At 68.2% G+C, this 14,613-nt stretch carries 13 protein-coding genes and 1 tRNA gene; 10 read left to right on the top strand and 4 right to left on the bottom strand.

Translation table 11 applies throughout. The features are described 5' to 3' along the window. The first annotated feature begins 103 nt into the window (after positions 1-103). The 7 genes from IFT88_RS17640 (at position 104) to IFT88_RS09525 (ending at position 9,420) form a co-directional block, all read left to right on the top strand. Complete coding sequence (locus tag IFT88_RS17640; protein WP_199859131.1) at positions 104-1,294, top strand: TetR family transcriptional regulator; 1,191 nt, start codon at positions 104-106, stop codon at positions 1,292-1,294. A 115-nt stretch (positions 1,295-1,409) separates the two neighbouring features. After that, a complete protein-coding gene (gene rmuC, locus IFT88_RS09500; RefSeq protein WP_249408953.1) occupies positions 1,410-3,089 on the top strand; it encodes a DNA recombination protein RmuC in 1,680 nt (559 codons plus the stop codon). A gap of 978 nt (positions 3,090-4,067) precedes the next feature. Beyond that, a complete protein-coding gene (locus IFT88_RS09505) occupies positions 4,068-5,756 on the top strand; it encodes a hypothetical protein (RefSeq protein WP_192120303.1) in 1,689 nt (562 codons plus the stop codon). 229 nt (positions 5,757-5,985) lie between these two features. After that, positions 5,986-6,053, top strand: a tRNA-Val gene (locus IFT88_RS09510). A gap of 89 nt (positions 6,054-6,142) precedes the next feature. Further along, on the top strand, positions 6,143-7,348 hold the full coding sequence (locus IFT88_RS09515; protein ID WP_192120305.1) for a hypothetical protein: 1,206 nt from the start codon (positions 6,143-6,145) through the stop codon (positions 7,346-7,348). Between the two features lie 178 nt (positions 7,349-7,526). Continuing rightward, complete coding sequence (locus IFT88_RS09520) at positions 7,527-8,387, top strand: hypothetical protein (protein WP_192120312.1); 861 nt, start codon at positions 7,527-7,529, stop codon at positions 8,385-8,387. A 73-nt stretch (positions 8,388-8,460) separates the two neighbouring features. Then, positions 8,461-9,420 (top strand): alpha/beta hydrolase, encoded by a 960-nt coding sequence (locus IFT88_RS09525; RefSeq protein ID WP_342212124.1) that lies wholly within the window; start codon positions 8,461-8,463, stop codon positions 9,418-9,420. A 108-nt stretch (positions 9,421-9,528) separates the two neighbouring features. On the opposite strand, the gene IFT88_RS09530 is transcribed toward IFT88_RS09525, so the two are convergent. Continuing rightward, positions 9,529-9,810 (bottom strand): GlsB/YeaQ/YmgE family stress response membrane protein, encoded by a 282-nt coding sequence (locus IFT88_RS09530; protein WP_056226870.1) that lies wholly within the window; start codon positions 9,808-9,810, stop codon positions 9,529-9,531. Between the two features lie 119 nt (positions 9,811-9,929). Between IFT88_RS09530 and IFT88_RS09535 the strand changes: the two genes are divergently transcribed. Then, positions 9,930-10,598, top strand: coding sequence for a response regulator transcription factor (locus IFT88_RS09535; RefSeq protein ID WP_043592622.1), 669 nt, complete (start codon positions 9,930-9,932; stop codon positions 10,596-10,598). Between the two features lie 35 nt (positions 10,599-10,633). Here the strand turns inward: IFT88_RS09535 and IFT88_RS09540 are convergent, their stop codons facing one another. After that, positions 10,634-11,245, bottom strand: coding sequence for a histidine phosphatase family protein (locus tag IFT88_RS09540; RefSeq protein WP_192120314.1), 612 nt, complete (start codon positions 11,243-11,245; stop codon positions 10,634-10,636). 60 nt (positions 11,246-11,305) lie between these two features. Beyond that, on the bottom strand, positions 11,306-12,706 hold the full coding sequence (locus IFT88_RS09545) for a dihydrolipoyl dehydrogenase family protein (protein ID WP_192120316.1): 1,401 nt from the start codon (positions 12,704-12,706) through the stop codon (positions 11,306-11,308). A 129-nt stretch (positions 12,707-12,835) separates the two neighbouring features. On the opposite strand from IFT88_RS09545, the gene IFT88_RS09550 reads away from it, so the two are divergent. Beyond that, on the top strand, positions 12,836-13,249 hold the full coding sequence (locus tag IFT88_RS09550; protein WP_192120318.1) for a hypothetical protein: 414 nt from the start codon (positions 12,836-12,838) through the stop codon (positions 13,247-13,249). 16 nt (positions 13,250-13,265) lie between these two features. Here the strand turns inward: IFT88_RS09550 and IFT88_RS09555 are convergent, their stop codons facing one another. Then, entirely contained in the window at positions 13,266-13,634 is a 369-nt protein-coding gene (locus IFT88_RS09555; protein ID WP_082059742.1) for a winged helix-turn-helix transcriptional regulator, read from the bottom strand. Between the two features lie 91 nt (positions 13,635-13,725). Here IFT88_RS09555 and IFT88_RS09560 point away from each other — a divergent pair, with 91 nt between their 5' ends. Beyond that, a complete protein-coding gene (locus IFT88_RS09560) occupies positions 13,726-14,583 on the top strand; it encodes an NAD(P)H-binding protein (RefSeq protein WP_192120320.1) in 858 nt (285 codons plus the stop codon). Positions 14,584-14,613 lie beyond the last annotated feature (30 nt).

Here is a 14,613-nt window from a genome sequence, read left to right on the forward strand (position 1 = left end):
TTCTCGGGGTCCAGTGGTGGATGACGCGAGCATAGGGCAATTTGGAACAGTTGGTAACTGAATCCTGATTAACTGGTAACTACTTGAGGTGGGACGATGGGGCGTGGCGAACGTGGTGCAGGGGCGAGCGGCGGGAGCTCGGCAGACGCGGCGGAACATCGTGGAAGCTGCCCGGATCGCGTTCGTCGAACGTGGCCTGGTGCCGGTGTCCCTGCGTGACGTCGCCGCAGGTGCGGGCGTCAGTCACCCAGGGCTCCTGCGTCACTTCAGCTCGAAAGCGTCCCTGATCGATGCTGTCTTCGAGGGGCTCGACGACGAGCTCGGTCGTGTGCTCGACGGAATGGCCGCCGGTGAGATGTCCCTGGGCGCAGTGGCCAGGGCGACGGCTGCGGTGCCCTCGTTCGACACTCTCGCATCGATGCTGGAGACCGCCGACGGTGCAGTCGAGGCGCGTGCGCGGCTCGGGAAGCGATGGGCCGAAATCAGCCGCAGGCTCGACGGATCGCCGTCGGTGGCCGCATTGGGTCTGGAGCAGTCGCTCGTGCTGTGGACCGGGCTGCGCCTGCTGGCTCAGTACCTGCCCGGGGACATCCAGCCGGCTGGGTTCCTCGACGCCGAGGCTGGTCTCGGAGTCCGCCTCGAGTCGGTGGGCGTCCCGGAGGTGGTCGTGACGTTGGCCGACATGGCTGAGCGCAGCGGCATCGGCTACGCCCCGGGGGAGAAGCGGCGAGAAGAGATCCTCTCTGACGCCACCAGCCGCTTCGCTCGCCACGGGTACCACGGGACGAGTGTGAGGGATGTCGCGGACGGGGTGAACGTGAGTCCGTCGACCTTGCTGTACCACTTCGGTTCCAAGGAGCAGCTGCTCACGGCCGTGCTGCGTCGTCGAGACGAGATGCTCGCGAGCCGGGCGCAGGAGGATGTCGAGCCCGCCGAGGAACTCGCGGCGATCGGGGCCGACGCGCGACTCGACGCGAGAGACGAGCCGGGCCTGATCGAGCTGCACACGAGGGTCGCCTCCGAGGCCGTCGCCGTCGGGCACCCTGCCCACGGCTACCTCGCCGAGCGGTATCGACGAGCCATCGCCTACTTCACTCGACTGATCGGGGACGCTCGCGGTGAAGGTGGACGCGACGGCTTCATGCCGCCCGCCGTCGCTGCCGTCCAGCTGGTCGGCTTGTGGGAGGGGCTCCAGATCCAGGCCCTGGGCGACGGGGACTTCCGCGGAATCGGAGACCAGCTGGACGCGTACGTCGACAGCATCTTGCCTCAGGAGGGCCGCGGGCCTGACTGATCGACCCCGGTCCACCTTCCATCGTCGAATGCCCACCGTTGGGGGGCGATGCCCTGGGCCAAGTCGGTCTAAAGTAGGCCCGCCTGGGGGTCAGGCGCGGAACCTGGGGGCGGCTTTGCTCGACATCAGCACGATTGTGCTCATCATCAATCTCGTCCTGACGATCCTTGTCTTGATCATGCTGGCTGTCCGCCGCCCAGGAGGCGGCGTCGGCCCCGCGTCGCCAGCCGACGAGAGAGCCCTCTCGTCCCTGGGGGCTGACATACGTCAAGACCTCAGTGCCCAGAGGCAAGAGCTCGGTGCTGCCATCAACGAGGGGCAGCGAGCCCTGGATGCCCGGGTGTCGACCACTTTGCGCGAGCACAAGGTCGCAGCCGACCAAGCGGTCGAACTTCAGCGCTCAACGCAGTCCGAGCTGCGCGGCAACCTGGACCAAGGGCTCGCCCACCTTCGTGACAAGTTCCACGAGCATGCGCAAGCAGTGCTCGCCGGTGATGCCGCCCTTCGCACGTCCGTCGGCACGAACTTCGACGAGCTGCGCCTTGCAAACGAGGCAAAACTCGAGAAGATTCGAGAGGCCGTTGAGAGGCTGGAGCAATCGAACACCGCGGCTCTGGCCAAGAATGCCGAGCGGGTACAGGTGCTCACGGACCAGAACGCGGTCAAGCAGCAAGAACTTCAAGATCTTCTCCGGGTCGAGTTCGACAGCATGAAGTCGAGTAACGAACGGAAGCTCGAGGCGGTTAAGGCCACCATCGAGCAACTACAGGTGAGCAATGCGGACAAGCAAGGTCAGCTTCAAGAGTCGATGCGTCAGGAGCTCGACAAGCTGCGAACCGGCAACGAAGCCAAGCTCGAGAAGATGCGCGAGACGGTCGACGAGAAGTTGCAAGGCACCTTGGAGAAGAGACTCGGTGAGTCATTCGCGTTGGTGAGCGAACGTCTTGAGCTCGTCCAGCGGGGTCTTGGCGAGATGCAGGCACTCGCGTCGGATGTCGGGGGGCTCAAGCGCGTACTCACGAACGTGAAGAGTCGCGGCAGCTGGGGGGAGGTCCAGTTGTCTCGGCAGCTCGAAGACTTGCTGACGCACGAGCAATACGTCCAGAACCTCGTCGTGAAAGAGGGGACAACCGAGAGCGTCGAGTTCGCTGTCAAGCTTCCTGGGCGCACTCCCGATGAAGCCGTCTACTTGCCTATCGATTCGAAGCTGCCGCAGGAGGACTACGAGCGCTTGCTGAATGCCCAGGAGGCGGGGGACAAAGCTCTCGTGGACATGGCCGCAAAGACCCTAGAAAGGGCCATTCTCACGCAGGCGAAGCTCATCTCGTCCAAGTACATCTCTCCTCCCAAGACAACCGACTTCGCGATCATGTACTTGCCGACCGAGGGGCTCTTCGCCGAAGTGGTCCGTCAACCTGGACTTGCCAGCAAACTGCAGAACGACCATCGAGTTCTCATCACGGGACCGACGACGCTCATGTCCCTGCTCAACAGCCTTCAGATGGGCTTCCGAACGCTCGCGATCGAGCAACGAAGTTCGGAAGTCTGGAAGGTGCTGAGCGCAGCAAAGGACGAATTCCAGAAGTACGGCGACGTGTGGGACAAGTTGGAGAAGCAGCTTGCGACTGCTCAAAAGACTGTTTCGGAGGCGGGTGTTCGTACCCGTGCTGTCGCTCGGAAGCTACGCGATGTCGAGACGCTCGAGATCGAGCAGCCGGCGGCATTGCCAGGTGGGCTGCAGGAGAGCGAGGAGGTCGCCGAACTCGCAGGCCTCGAGCCTACTTCGAAGTCCTAGTGACCTACTTCGGAGTCCTAGTGACCTACTTCGGAGTGCTAGTGACGCTTCATTGAGGTCGGTCATCCATCAGTCCGAACTGACTCACCTTTTTGGTCGACTTAAACAGCTCCACGCAAATGCATCCCGATGGTTCTCGATGGCAACGGGGCGCGCCCGCTAACCGCTGTCGTTGTCCGTAGGGCCGCACGTCCTGCACTAGGTCGCTCCCTCGGAGCACGTGACCACGGCTCAGAAGGTTGGGGCCTCGCGAACACAAGTAGGTTCGCCCAAAATGTCGCTCGCCCGCTCAGCCGCTAAGCGGTGGAGCACTCGCCCGTTCCGCTTCAATCGATGTGACGCACTCCCGCGTGAATGCATCCCGCGCTATCCATCGAATAGAGCGGGAGCAGCCGGGAAGTTGGGGGAACTACAGGGACAAGGAAATGTGCCCCAAAAGCACTGGAAGGCCCGTACTTCCGGGTAAGTGAGGCGGATCGGGGGCCGCAGGACGCGGCCCGGACCTAAAGAAAGGGTTGAGGGTTCGAGTCCCTCCAAGGACGCCAGACCACAGGGGTTCGGCCTCATTACGGTTGCGGCATGGACCTCATCCCGCGCTTCTCCCGGGAAAACTCGGGGGCGGCTCGGAGTCCGAACCCGTGACGCGTGTGGCGGTCCGCCGCACCTCGGCCATTCCCGTGGGGGTTTGAATTCCACCGGTACCGCCACGAACAAAAGCCCCGGATCGAGATAAAAACCGAGATCCGGGGCTCTGCTTTCTGGCTCGAACTCGAAGTCCAGTAATAAGGCGGTAACGGAGCAACTGCGCGAAACCGGGTGAGACTGTGCATCGATTGTTTGCGGCCATGGGCGTTAAGGCGTCGGTGGCTGGAACTATCCTGGATTGGTGGCCCTAAGGCCGCTCGCGACTTCGGTTGGCGAACGATCCATCGAGCGGGGCTGGACTCGGCGGATCTCCTCTGAGACCGGCCGAGGACGATGGCCGAATTTGATCTCCCCGAAGGCGTCCAAGTCACGCTCAACGAGGGCGCCGCAGTCGAGTTGACTGAGATCGCGCAGCTCTACTGGGAGGCGAGCGGCGTAGACCCTGTTTCTCGCCGCCCGGTTTGGGTTCGAGCGGCCCGGGACATCGACTCCGATTCTTGGGCGAGCAGCGCGCATGTCGCTGCTGCAGCAGGTTGCACGGCGACGGCCGGCGACTACGCCTGTTCGGCCTGCGGCCAACCGCTGACGCTGACGTCGCGCCAGACGCTCGCGGATGCCGCTTCAGGACTGAAGCCCAGGTGTCGAACTTGCAGCCCTGCGTTTGAGAGGCAGGTCGGGAAGTTGCTCGGACCCGAAGCCGCCAGCAACGCAGATGGACGCCGACGGCACGCGGAATCACAGGCGGTGGCCGCAGCAGAGCGTCGAGCGAACGCGGAGGCCCAGCGCTCTCGGCAAGAAGACATGTCGAAGCGACGAGCAACGGCGATTGCTGACCGATACCCCATCGATGAATTCGACGCGGCAGACCTTGTCGCGGCGGCTGACTTCGAAGCGCGAGCGGGCGCTCTCGCGGTAATCACGGCGGGTGGGACGAGTGATGGGCTGGTCCGGGGCATCCCCGTTCACGATGGCTCGATTGCTCCGACGCGAGACCTCGCTAGTCGCTTGGCGCTCGGCTCGGCTCGGTCAGCACGTCTACTTCAGGTCCATCCGGGTTCGCCCGAAGATGGATTCGTTTTCGAAGGCATTCATTTGACGGACCGTTGGTACCCGGCCAACGTCCACTTCTATGCAGGCGGAGCTGGAGGCCTGCCTGAACGCTGGACCACCCTCGTTGACGAAGTGCGCGCATCCTTGGATCTGGGCTCACTTGACCGCGAGGTAGACGATCTGGTCGAGATGGCGCGGCAAGTTGTCGCGGGCGAGGTTGTCCGGTACCTCACGTTTCGCTTCGAGGATCACAACCTGCCCGATCCACTCGAAGAACACGCCGACCACGTTCGAATCATTGCGGATCGCGGTGCCGCTCGGTACTCAATCGGGCATCTCTACACGGCCGCCTGGATGGCGGCACGTGACGCAGCGGCGTCGTACCAGAAGCATTCGCATCAGTCAAAGGCCGATGCTGTGACCTATGGTGTTCGGCAGTTCGAGCGCTTGCTCCAGAAGTTCATTGACGGCGAGTTCAAGTTGCGCGAGCCCTACGCGGAGGACAAGAAGAACCTCCCCCTGTCCGCGCTCACGAACGTCGTCTTCTCCCAGATCCTCGGGCTCAATCCGATGGTGTCGTCGATCGCGCATGTGGAGCAGGCCGTAGCGTTTCTGCGCGATCGCCAGGATAGGTGTATTCACGCCCTGCCAGAGCGTCACGACATGATCGAGGCAATCCGAACCAGGATCGACGAAATCGATCCTGTGATTTTCCGCCGTGCGCTCGCACTGGGCGAGGACGAGCCACCCGCGCGCTGCGGCGAATCGTGCATTCTTATTGGTATCGCTCCTGCTTCTCGTGATCTTGGACGCTTCTACGACCGCGTGGTTGCCAGAATTGGAGGGCGTGACGCAGTGATCGTCACTTCAGAGGCCAGTGAGCTCTCGAACTCCGTCTGGGGAACTGCCGGTGATGCTGCCCTGGCAGCACTGCTGACATTGGTACTGCCGGTGCAATTCTCAGACCTGTGAGCTGTTGATCGCTCGACCCGTCTCAAGGCGGAGGTCGCAGCGGTGTGTCGGGCCTTCAGCAGTGCCACCGGTTGACCGGTCAGTGTCTCCACTCGGTGGACGCTTCGCGCACTGTCTCAGCTTCGTCTTCGTGTTGGTGCGGTGTTGGTGACGGGCTGCGCGCCCCTGCTTTCTCTTGCACTCAGTTGCACTCGTCGCCCCAGAAAACCGGCAGTTGTGCGCAACTAGCGGTAAGGAGCTGGGCCCCACGCCACGTTTACACCGTGGATGTCATCGGTTCGAGCCCGGTAGGGCCCACCCTGAGACGTGCTGGTCAGCAATGACCCTCTGAGCAAGACGACCGTGAGCACGTTCGGGAAGCGGCCACTGGCATCGCGCTTCAGGAAGTGGCTGACGAACGTGACGTCGTCACACACAGCCACGGTGGTGTTCTCGACGAGTACCTCGGCCGAATCGGGGCGGAGCTCGAGGACTTTCTGGCCTGGCATAGTCGATTCATGTGGTGGAGGAAGACGAGCGACGAGGGAGCGGTCCCGGCCGTCTCGCTGGAGACTTCCCGTCACACGGCTGTCCCGGCGGCGCACCGGTTCTTCACCGGTGACGGGTTCACCCTGTCGAATCCGGAGCGGGAGACCATCGTTTACTCGGAGGGCGACCGGCGCTGGTCGCTGCTGGCGGCGTGGGGTGTGTCGCCTCCGGAAGTCCGTGTCCCACGTCCCGAGGTGTGGGACGCGGTCGTCCCGCCGTGGCTTCGCGGCCGGTACGACATCGTCACCAGCCGGCTCATCGAGCATTCGGGTCACACGGTCGTGTTCGACGATGACTCCTGGTACGACGAGACGCTGCAGTTAGTCGGCATGGAGACCGGCGGCACCCGGCAACCATGCCCGTGCTGCGACGCGGAGGCCATGACGGTCGAGCAGACGTACCCATCCGGGCAGGTCGCCCTCGAAGTCGGACCGACGCAACGTGCCATCGAAGAGCGTCTGTTCGATGGCCGGTTCGAGGTCATCCGCGCCGACGTCCCTGTCGACGAGATCGTCGACTTGCTGATCAGCGACACGAAGTACACCATCATCACGTACCTGCGCTGCACCGTGTCGAACGAGACCATCCTGTGGGGCCTCGCCATCCGAGGCACCCCCATCTACCAGCACGTCCTGCCCATGGCGCCGTTCGTCCGGCGCTGGGAAGACGGCTACCCGCGCGTGGACAACGCACCCGACCGGCCGACGCTGAACCCCGACGCGAAAGTCTCCCCGGGCGTGCTTCCGGTGCCTGTACCGCCGTCGCGTCCGAGGCTGGCCGGCACCCGTCCCGGGGCCGACAGAGACCTCCACATCGGTGTCGGTTACTCCATCGCCGAGGCGAGCGACGGCGTCGCCTACCTGGTGCCGTTCCGCGGCCGTCACGTGTTCCCGACCCGGTGGACCGGCCGGAGGCCTGCTGTGCTCCTGCCCCGGCCCGAGCTGTGGGACGCGAATGTCCCACGGTTCCTTCGTGGGAGACGGGAGATCGTCGCCGCGCGGCTGCAGGAATGGAGCGGCCACGACGTCGAGTCCGTCACCGACGGCGTCGACGTCGAGGAGTGACACCGCACGTCAGGTGACCTGTCGGGGGTCGTCGTCGCGGCGGTCGCCGGGTGTCCGACCGGTTGTCGCCGGGCCACGTCGACGTGGTCGTCGCGACCCACGCCGGTCAGGAGGAGTGTCCCGCAGTCCTTCGTCTCGATGGACCAGGATGGGCTGAGGACGTCGACAGGGGGCTGGGATGGACGGACGACCACAGGAGCCGGTCGACGGGGCGCAGGTCGAGGGCGCAGCGACCGAGCACACGACGACGACCGGTCGGGGCAGCGGCGTCGCGGTCGCCCTGACGTTGCCGGTGGCCCTCGTCGTGGGCTGGATCGTGCAGCTGACGGCCGTCCTGTCGCGCCTCCTCGAGCCGACCGACGATCCGACGGGCGGCTTCGGCCTCACCGGGTGGCTCGTCGTCGGTGCCGCGATCGGCGTCGGCGTGCCGCTGGTCGCGTTCGTCGGGCAGGTGCGCGCCCGGCGCCGCGACCCGTCGCTCTCGGGCGTGGCCTTCGTCGTGGCCACCCTCGTGCTCGTGGTCGGACTCGTGACCTGTGGACTCGCCGTCGTCCTGCAGTTCTCCTCGGTGGCGGCGGACCGGTACCGGACGGCGCAGCCGCCGTCCGTGGCCGAGCAGCGGTACACGGGCGAGGAGGCCGGCGACGAGCTACGCGCGCTCGGTGACGACACCGTCCGAGCCCTCGGCGGCGATCCGACCGAGGGCTTGCGCGCCGACGGCTCGACCGTCCGGGCGTACAGCGAGGAGTGCCTCCTCGACAACGACGATCCCGGGGTCGTGTGGAGCTACTCGTACTCCGCGGACGGCCTCGTCGACGCGTCCGGCGAACCACTGCTGCCCGACGGGGTCCACGTGCTGCCGGGCACCCGCACCGACCTCGACGGCGTGCGCGAGCTCTGGTCGAGCGAGGGGATCGGGGCCGAGCAGGACCTGGTCGACTTCGACCAGATCGTCCCCGAAGCCGACTGGCTCGAGCGGTGGTCGTATGTACGGGCCGGGCCGACGGTCGACATCACGACGATCTGCCTGGTGCCGTGACGGTCGAATCCGGTCCGGCGCCGGCGCGCTGATCGGCACTCACCCGGGCGGCAGCCGGGGTATCGTCGCGGCCGTGACCACGCGCCTCCCTCGGATGCCCTCCCGCGCCTCCCGCGACACCGTCCGGGTGCCCCTCGCCGCGAGGTTCGTCCTGCCCCGGGCGGCGGTCCCGGCGTTCCTGCGGGCGACGGGGGCGAACCGCGCCTTCGTCACCGAGGCCGGGGCGCGTCGGCGCATCCGACGGGCGTCCCTCCGGCCGGCATCGTACGGCCCGCCTGCCGTCCTCCGGGACGACGTCCGGGTCGACGTCGAGCAGCGCGGCGGCTGGCCGGTCTACACGATCACGCGGCGTGACGGTGCGTCGCGCGGCACCGTCGTATACGCCCACGGCGGCGGCTGGGTGGGCGAGATCGTGTCGCAGCACTGGCACCTCGCCGCCCAGCTCTCCGCCGAGGTCCGCACGACGGTCGTCCTGCCGATCTACCCGCTGGTCCCGTACGGGACGGCCGAGGAGGCGCGGGTCGGCATCCTCGACCTGGTCGCGTCGGCAGACGGCCCGGTCGCCCTCGCCGGGGACTCGGCCGGCGGCCAGATCGTGCTGTCGGCCGCCCTGTCGTTGCGTGACGCGGGCGTCGTCGTCGCCCGCACGGTGCTGATCGCCCCCGCGCTCGACCTGACCTGGGGCAACCCCCGCATCCCCGAGGTGCAGCCGTCCGACCCGTGGCTCGGGACGCCCGGCGGACGCGTGCTCGCCGAGCACTGGCGGGGCGAGCTCGACCTGCGCGACCCCGTCGTCAGCCCCTTGTTCGGCGACCTCTCGCGGCTGGGCCCGGTGACGGTGTTCACGGGGACGCGAGACGTCCTGAACCCCGACGCGCACCTCCTTCGCGACCGTGCCGCGGCGGCCGGCGTCGAGCTCGAGTGGCACGAAGGGGAGGGCGACGTGCACGCCTACCCGCTGCTGCCCACCCGATCGGGTCGTGCCGCCCGCGCGCAGATCGTCCGGACACTCCGCCGCTCGCTCGCGTCCTGACCCGGGGGCGAGTACCGATCGGGTCGGTCCGACGGTGCGGTGCGCGTGCTCCTGCGTCGGTGCGACCCGGGGCGGCCGTGGCACAGCCACCCCGGCGGCGACCGGGGCTCAGCGGCGAGCGGCGCTGCGGCGACCCGAGACGGCGACCCAGATCACGAGGACGACGATCGCGCCGATGATCGAGCCGATGATGCCGGCGGGCTGGAAGAACCCGTCCGTCGGGTCGTGCTGGAACAGCAGGAAGCCGAGGAACCCGCCGACGAACGAACCGATGATGCCGAGCAGGATCGTCATGGCGATCGAGAGGCTCTGGCGACCCGGGACGACCGCGCGGGCGATGAACCCTGCGATGAGGCCGACGACGAGCAAGCTGATGATGAGACCGATCATGGTGTTCTCCTTCCGGGAGAGATGGGCGACCGGCACCGTCGGTGCCGTGGTGTCGCAGGACCCAGCAGACCACCCCTGGAGGTGTGGCGGCACACCCCTCGGGGTGGGATGGTGTCCTCATGCCCCTCGCTCCGACCCGGTCGATCACCGTCGCACTCGTCGACGACTACGACGTCGTGCTCGCCGGTCTCGCCCACATGTTCGACCGCTACCGCGACAGGGTCGTTGTCGCCGAGATCGACGCCACGACGTCCCTGTCCGACCGGGTCGACGTCGTCCTCTACGACTCGTTCGCCCAGCCGGAGTCCGACCACCACGAGCTCGCCGAACTGGTCGCCAACCCGGCAGCCGGCAAGGTCGTCGTCTACACCTGGAACTTCCACCCCGAGCTCGTCGAGTCGGCTCTCGCGCAGGGCGTGCACGGGTACCTCTCGAAGACCCTCGGCGCCCGCGAACTGGTCGAGGCGCTCGAGGCGGTCCACCGGGGCGAACGGGTCGTCAGCGAGGTGCGGGGGCGGGCACCGAGTGCGCCGGGCCTCGACTGGCCCGGCCGCCGCGAGGGCATCACCGACCGCGAGTCCGAGATCCTGGCCCTCATCACCCAGGGGAAGAGCAACGCCGAGGTCGCGGCGCTCACCTACCTCAGCCCGAACACGGTCAAGTCCTACATCCGATCGGTCTACCGACGCATCGGCGCGACGAGCCGGACGCAGGCCGTGCTGTGGGGCGTCCAGAACGGCTTCCGCCCGGACCACCACCGCATCGACCACTGGCTCGGCGGCCCGTAGGAGGCGCGCTGCGGTCTGGTCGTCGGACGCGCGGCTCAGTGCGCCAGGGGTTCGCCGTCCCACGAGACGGCGACCCAGCCGCCCTCGGTCGAGCCCTCGAGGACGACCGAGCCGGTGTTGCGGAGCCCGTGGGTGCGACTGAACGCGGCGTCGAGGTTGCGGGCGGTGTCCGCCGCCCAGACGCAGATGGCGGCTTCGTGCGAGACGAGGACCGCGGTCGAGTCGGCCGGTGTCGCGGCGACGACCCGATCGACCGCCGCACGGAACCGGGTCGTGAACTCGGTGCCGCTCTCGCCTCCCGGGATGCGCGCCTCCGGATCGGTCCACCACCTCTGCATGGTGCCGGCGTACCGGGGCAGGGCCTCGGCGTAGGGCAGCCCCTCCAGGTCGCCGGCGTCGATCTCGTGGGCACCGTCCACCTCGTGGTGAGGGAGCCCGAGGCCGTCGGCGACGATCACGGCGGTCTCGCCGGCCCGGCGCAGGCGCGACGAGTGCACGGCGACGATCGGTTCGTGGGCCAGGGTCGTCGCGAGGTCGGCGGCCTGTTCGCGACCGAGCGGAGAGAGCGGCGGGCCCGGGGGGCGCGAGCCGATGGTGCGGGCGACGTTGTCGGCGGTCTCGCCGTGGCGGATGAGGAGGAGGCGCATCGTGGCTTTCGGTGGGGGCGGGTGATCCATCGTGCCACGATGACCACCACCGACCTGCTCCTAGAGCGCGGTGCGATCCGCCAGCACGGCCCGGGCCGCCATGCCGATCACCGCGCTGTAGGTGGGATAGGCGAAGCGCACCTCGGCCAGGGTGGCGACGTCGACACCGCCGGCCATGGCGGTGGTGACCGCCTGGACCACCTCGACGGCGTTCTCGCCGACGGCATGGGCGCCGAGCACGAGTTCGCGCCGACGGTCGGCGATCAGCTTGAGGAACCCCGTCTCGCGATCGTCGATCACGGCCCGGTCCACGGTCGAGTACGGGATCGTGACGACCACGCACGACTCGTCCGCCTCACGGGCCTGTTCTTCGGTGAGGCCGACGCCGGCGTAGTCCGGGTCGGTGAACCCACCGGCCGGCAGGAGGTGGTGCGGCGTGCGGCGGTTGGCGCCGAGGACGGCGTTCTCGGCGGCGGCCTCGCCCTCGAACTGGGCGGCCTGGACCAGCATGTCGCGGCCGTTGGCGTCGCCCACGGCGAACACGTGCGGCACGACGGTCCGGAAGTAGCGGTCGACGGGGATCGACGAGTGCTCCACCTCGATGCCGGCCGTCTCGAGACCGAGGTCCTCCACGTCGGCCGGCCACCCCGTGGCCATGACCACGACGTCGAAGTCGGCGGAGGACGTCCCGTCGTCCTGCCGCCAGGTCAGGGTGATCGACCCGTCGTCGGCCCGGGCGAGGCCCTCGACGCCGTCGATCCCGGTGCGCACGTCGATGCCCTGCTCGACGAACGCCGCGGAGACCGCCTCCGAGATGGACGCATCGGACGCCATCAGCACCCGCGGCGCCAGGTCGAGGAGCGTGACCGCGCTGCCGAACGCGTCGAACACGGTGACGAGCTGCGCGCCCGTGTTGCCCGCACCGATCACGGCCACCCGCCGGGGGAGGGTCGGCAGGTCCAGGACGTGTTCGGGCACGGTGGCCAGCTCGCCGCCCGGGATCGGCAGACGGCGCGAGTGCCCGCCGACGCAGACCAGGATCGACGCCGCCGAGATCGTCCGCCCGCTGTCGAGGACCAGGGTCGAGTCGTCGACGAACCGGGCCCGGCCCTCGTGGACCAGCTCGACCCCCGCGGCCCCGAACCGCTCGGCCTCCCGCTTGATCGACCGGACCTTGTCGACGCGCTCCCGGACGCGCGCAACGGTCGACGCCCAGTCGATCGTCGGGGGCTCGACGTCGACGCCGTAGACGTCGGCATGTCGGGTCTCGCGGATCAGCCGGGCCGTCTTGGCCAGCACCCGCGTGGGCACGCACCCGGTGTTGACGCAGGTGCCGCCCTCGCGGCCCGCTTCGAGGACGACGACGCGAGCCCCGAGCCCGGCCGCCCGCAGGGCTGCCGCGGTGCCCGCCGGACCGGCCCCGATGACGGCCACGTCGTAGTCCTTCTCCGAGATGCCCATGTGCTGCCTGCCCCTTCGTCGCGTCGGTCGTCAGGACGAACTCAACCAGGTGGCCATGGGCGGACGCCCGTGCAGGCGAGTCGAGGCGGAAGAGCAGACCGGTCCGTCCCGACTCGCTAGCATCACCACGTGACCATCGACCTTCAGACCACCCGGCCCGACGGCACGCCCCGTACGGTGCCGCTCACGGACGACGACGTGGCTCGGGGGCGGGTGCTCGTCCGGTGGATGCGCGTGGCCCTCGTCGTCGGCATCGTCGTCTCGCTCGGCCTGGTCGTCTTCGTCTGGACCCAGGTCCCGGTGTGGACGACCACGCCGTATCGGCGACACGGCGTCGAACACTCCTTGCCGACCTTCGCGCTGTTGCTCTTCCCCGGCCTCGGGGTCGGGATGCTCGCGTCGACCCTGCGGAAGTCGAGTGCCTACGTCCCGCCCCGCGAGAGGACGTTCCTGCTGGTCGCGATGCCGATCTTCGTCGTCTTCATCGTGGGTGCGACGGCCTACCTCGCGTCCACGTACCTGGCAGCGGGGGCGTCGTCCTGATCGGTCGACCGATCGCTCACCGGCCCGCGACGATCTCGTCGGCGTTGTCGAGGATCCAGTCCATCAGGGGCACGAGACGGGCGGCGAGGTCGGTGCCGCGCTCGGTCAGCGAGTAGTCGACCCGCGGCGGGATCGTCGGCTGGGCGGCGCGATGGACGATGCCGTCGGCCTCGAGGGTCTTCAGGGTCGAGGCGAGCATCTTCTCGCTGACGCCCTCGATCTCGCGTCGCAACTCGCCCCACCGCATCGGCCCGCGTTCCAGCGCCAACAAGATCAGAACGCCCCACCGACTCGTCACGTGGGTCAGCACCACGCGGCTCGGGCACTCCGCCGGAAAACGACCGGAGGGGGCAGGGCGGGCAGCATTCACGATTCCGACGTCCACGTCAGTAGCTTACGAAAAGGTGCGTACCTGCAGATGGGAAGTCCCAGTGGATCGTCGTCGTTGTTCCGGGCACGCAACCGAAAGGAACACCATGTCCACGATCGTCACCGCCGCCTCCGGTCAGCTCGGCCGCCTCGTCGTCGATTCCCTCCTCGCTCGCGGCGCAGCCCCCGACAGCGTCGTCGCCACGTCGCGCGACGTCTCGAAGCTGGCCGACCTCGCCGAGCGCGGCATCCGCACCGCCGAGCTCGACTACACCCGACCCGACACGATCGCGGCCGTCATCGACGCGGGCGACGTCGTCGTCCTGATCTCGAGCGACGCCGTGGGCCAGCGCGTCCCGCAGCACGCCGCCGTGATCGACGCCGCGAAAGCCGCCGGGGCCGCCCGCATCCTCTACACGAGCGTCCTCGCGGCCTCGACCTCGCCCCTGATCCTCGCGCCCGAGCACAAGGCGACCGAGGAGCACCTCGCCGCCTCCGGCGTCCCCGTCACGCTGCTGCGGAACGGCTGGTACACCGAGAACTACGTCGGCGAGATCGCCACCGCCCGCGACGCCGGCGTGGTCGCCGCGAGCGTGGGCAGGGGCCGCGTCGCCAGCGCCAGCCGTCGGGACTACGCCGAGGCCGCCGCGGTCGCGGCCCTCGACGAGTCGACCGCCGGCCGCACCTTCGAGCTGTCCGGCGACCACGCCTGGGACTTCGACGAGTTCGCCGAGGCGCTCACGACCGTCACGGGCCGACCCGTCCGCTACGAGTCGCTCACGCCCGAACAGCACGCCGAGCGCCTGCGCGGCTTCGGTCTGGACGAGGGCACGGTCGGCTTCGTCGTCGCCCTCGACGGCAACATCCGCGACGGGCTGCTCGCCGACACGAGCGGCGACCTCTCCGGTCTGATCGGCCGCCCGACGACCCCGCTCGTCGAGGCGCTCTCCGCCGCCTCGGCGTAGTCACGCCGACCGCCGGGCGGGAGACCGCAG

It is taken from the genome of Frigoribacterium sp. CFBP 8751 (genome assembly GCF_014841545.1).
GTDB lineage: Bacteria > Actinomycetota > Actinomycetes > Actinomycetales > Microbacteriaceae > Frigoribacterium.

Bases quoted from the DNA above. Each gene is read 5' to 3' on its own strand.
- IFT88_RS09530 (WP_056226870.1), bottom strand. From the start codon at position 9,810: ATGATCGGTCTCATCATCAGCTTGCTCGTCGTCGGCCTCATCGCAGGG.
- IFT88_RS09505 (WP_192120303.1), top strand. From the start codon at position 4,068: ATGGCCGAATTTGATCTCCCCGAAGGCGTCCAAGTCACGCTCAACGAG.
- IFT88_RS09560 (WP_192120320.1), top strand. From the start codon at position 13,726: ATGTCCACGATCGTCACCGCCGCCTCCGGTCAGCTCGGCCGCCTCGTC.
- IFT88_RS09545 (WP_192120316.1), bottom strand. From the start codon at position 12,706: ATGGGCATCTCGGAGAAGGACTACGACGTGGCCGTCATCGGGGCCGGT.
- IFT88_RS09540 (WP_192120314.1), bottom strand. From the start codon at position 11,245: ATGCGCCTCCTCCTCATCCGCCACGGCGAGACCGCCGACAACGTCGCC.
- IFT88_RS09535 (WP_043592622.1), top strand. From the start codon at position 9,930: ATGCCCCTCGCTCCGACCCGGTCGATCACCGTCGCACTCGTCGACGAC.
- IFT88_RS09520 (WP_192120312.1), top strand. From the start codon at position 7,527: ATGGACGGACGACCACAGGAGCCGGTCGACGGGGCGCAGGTCGAGGGC.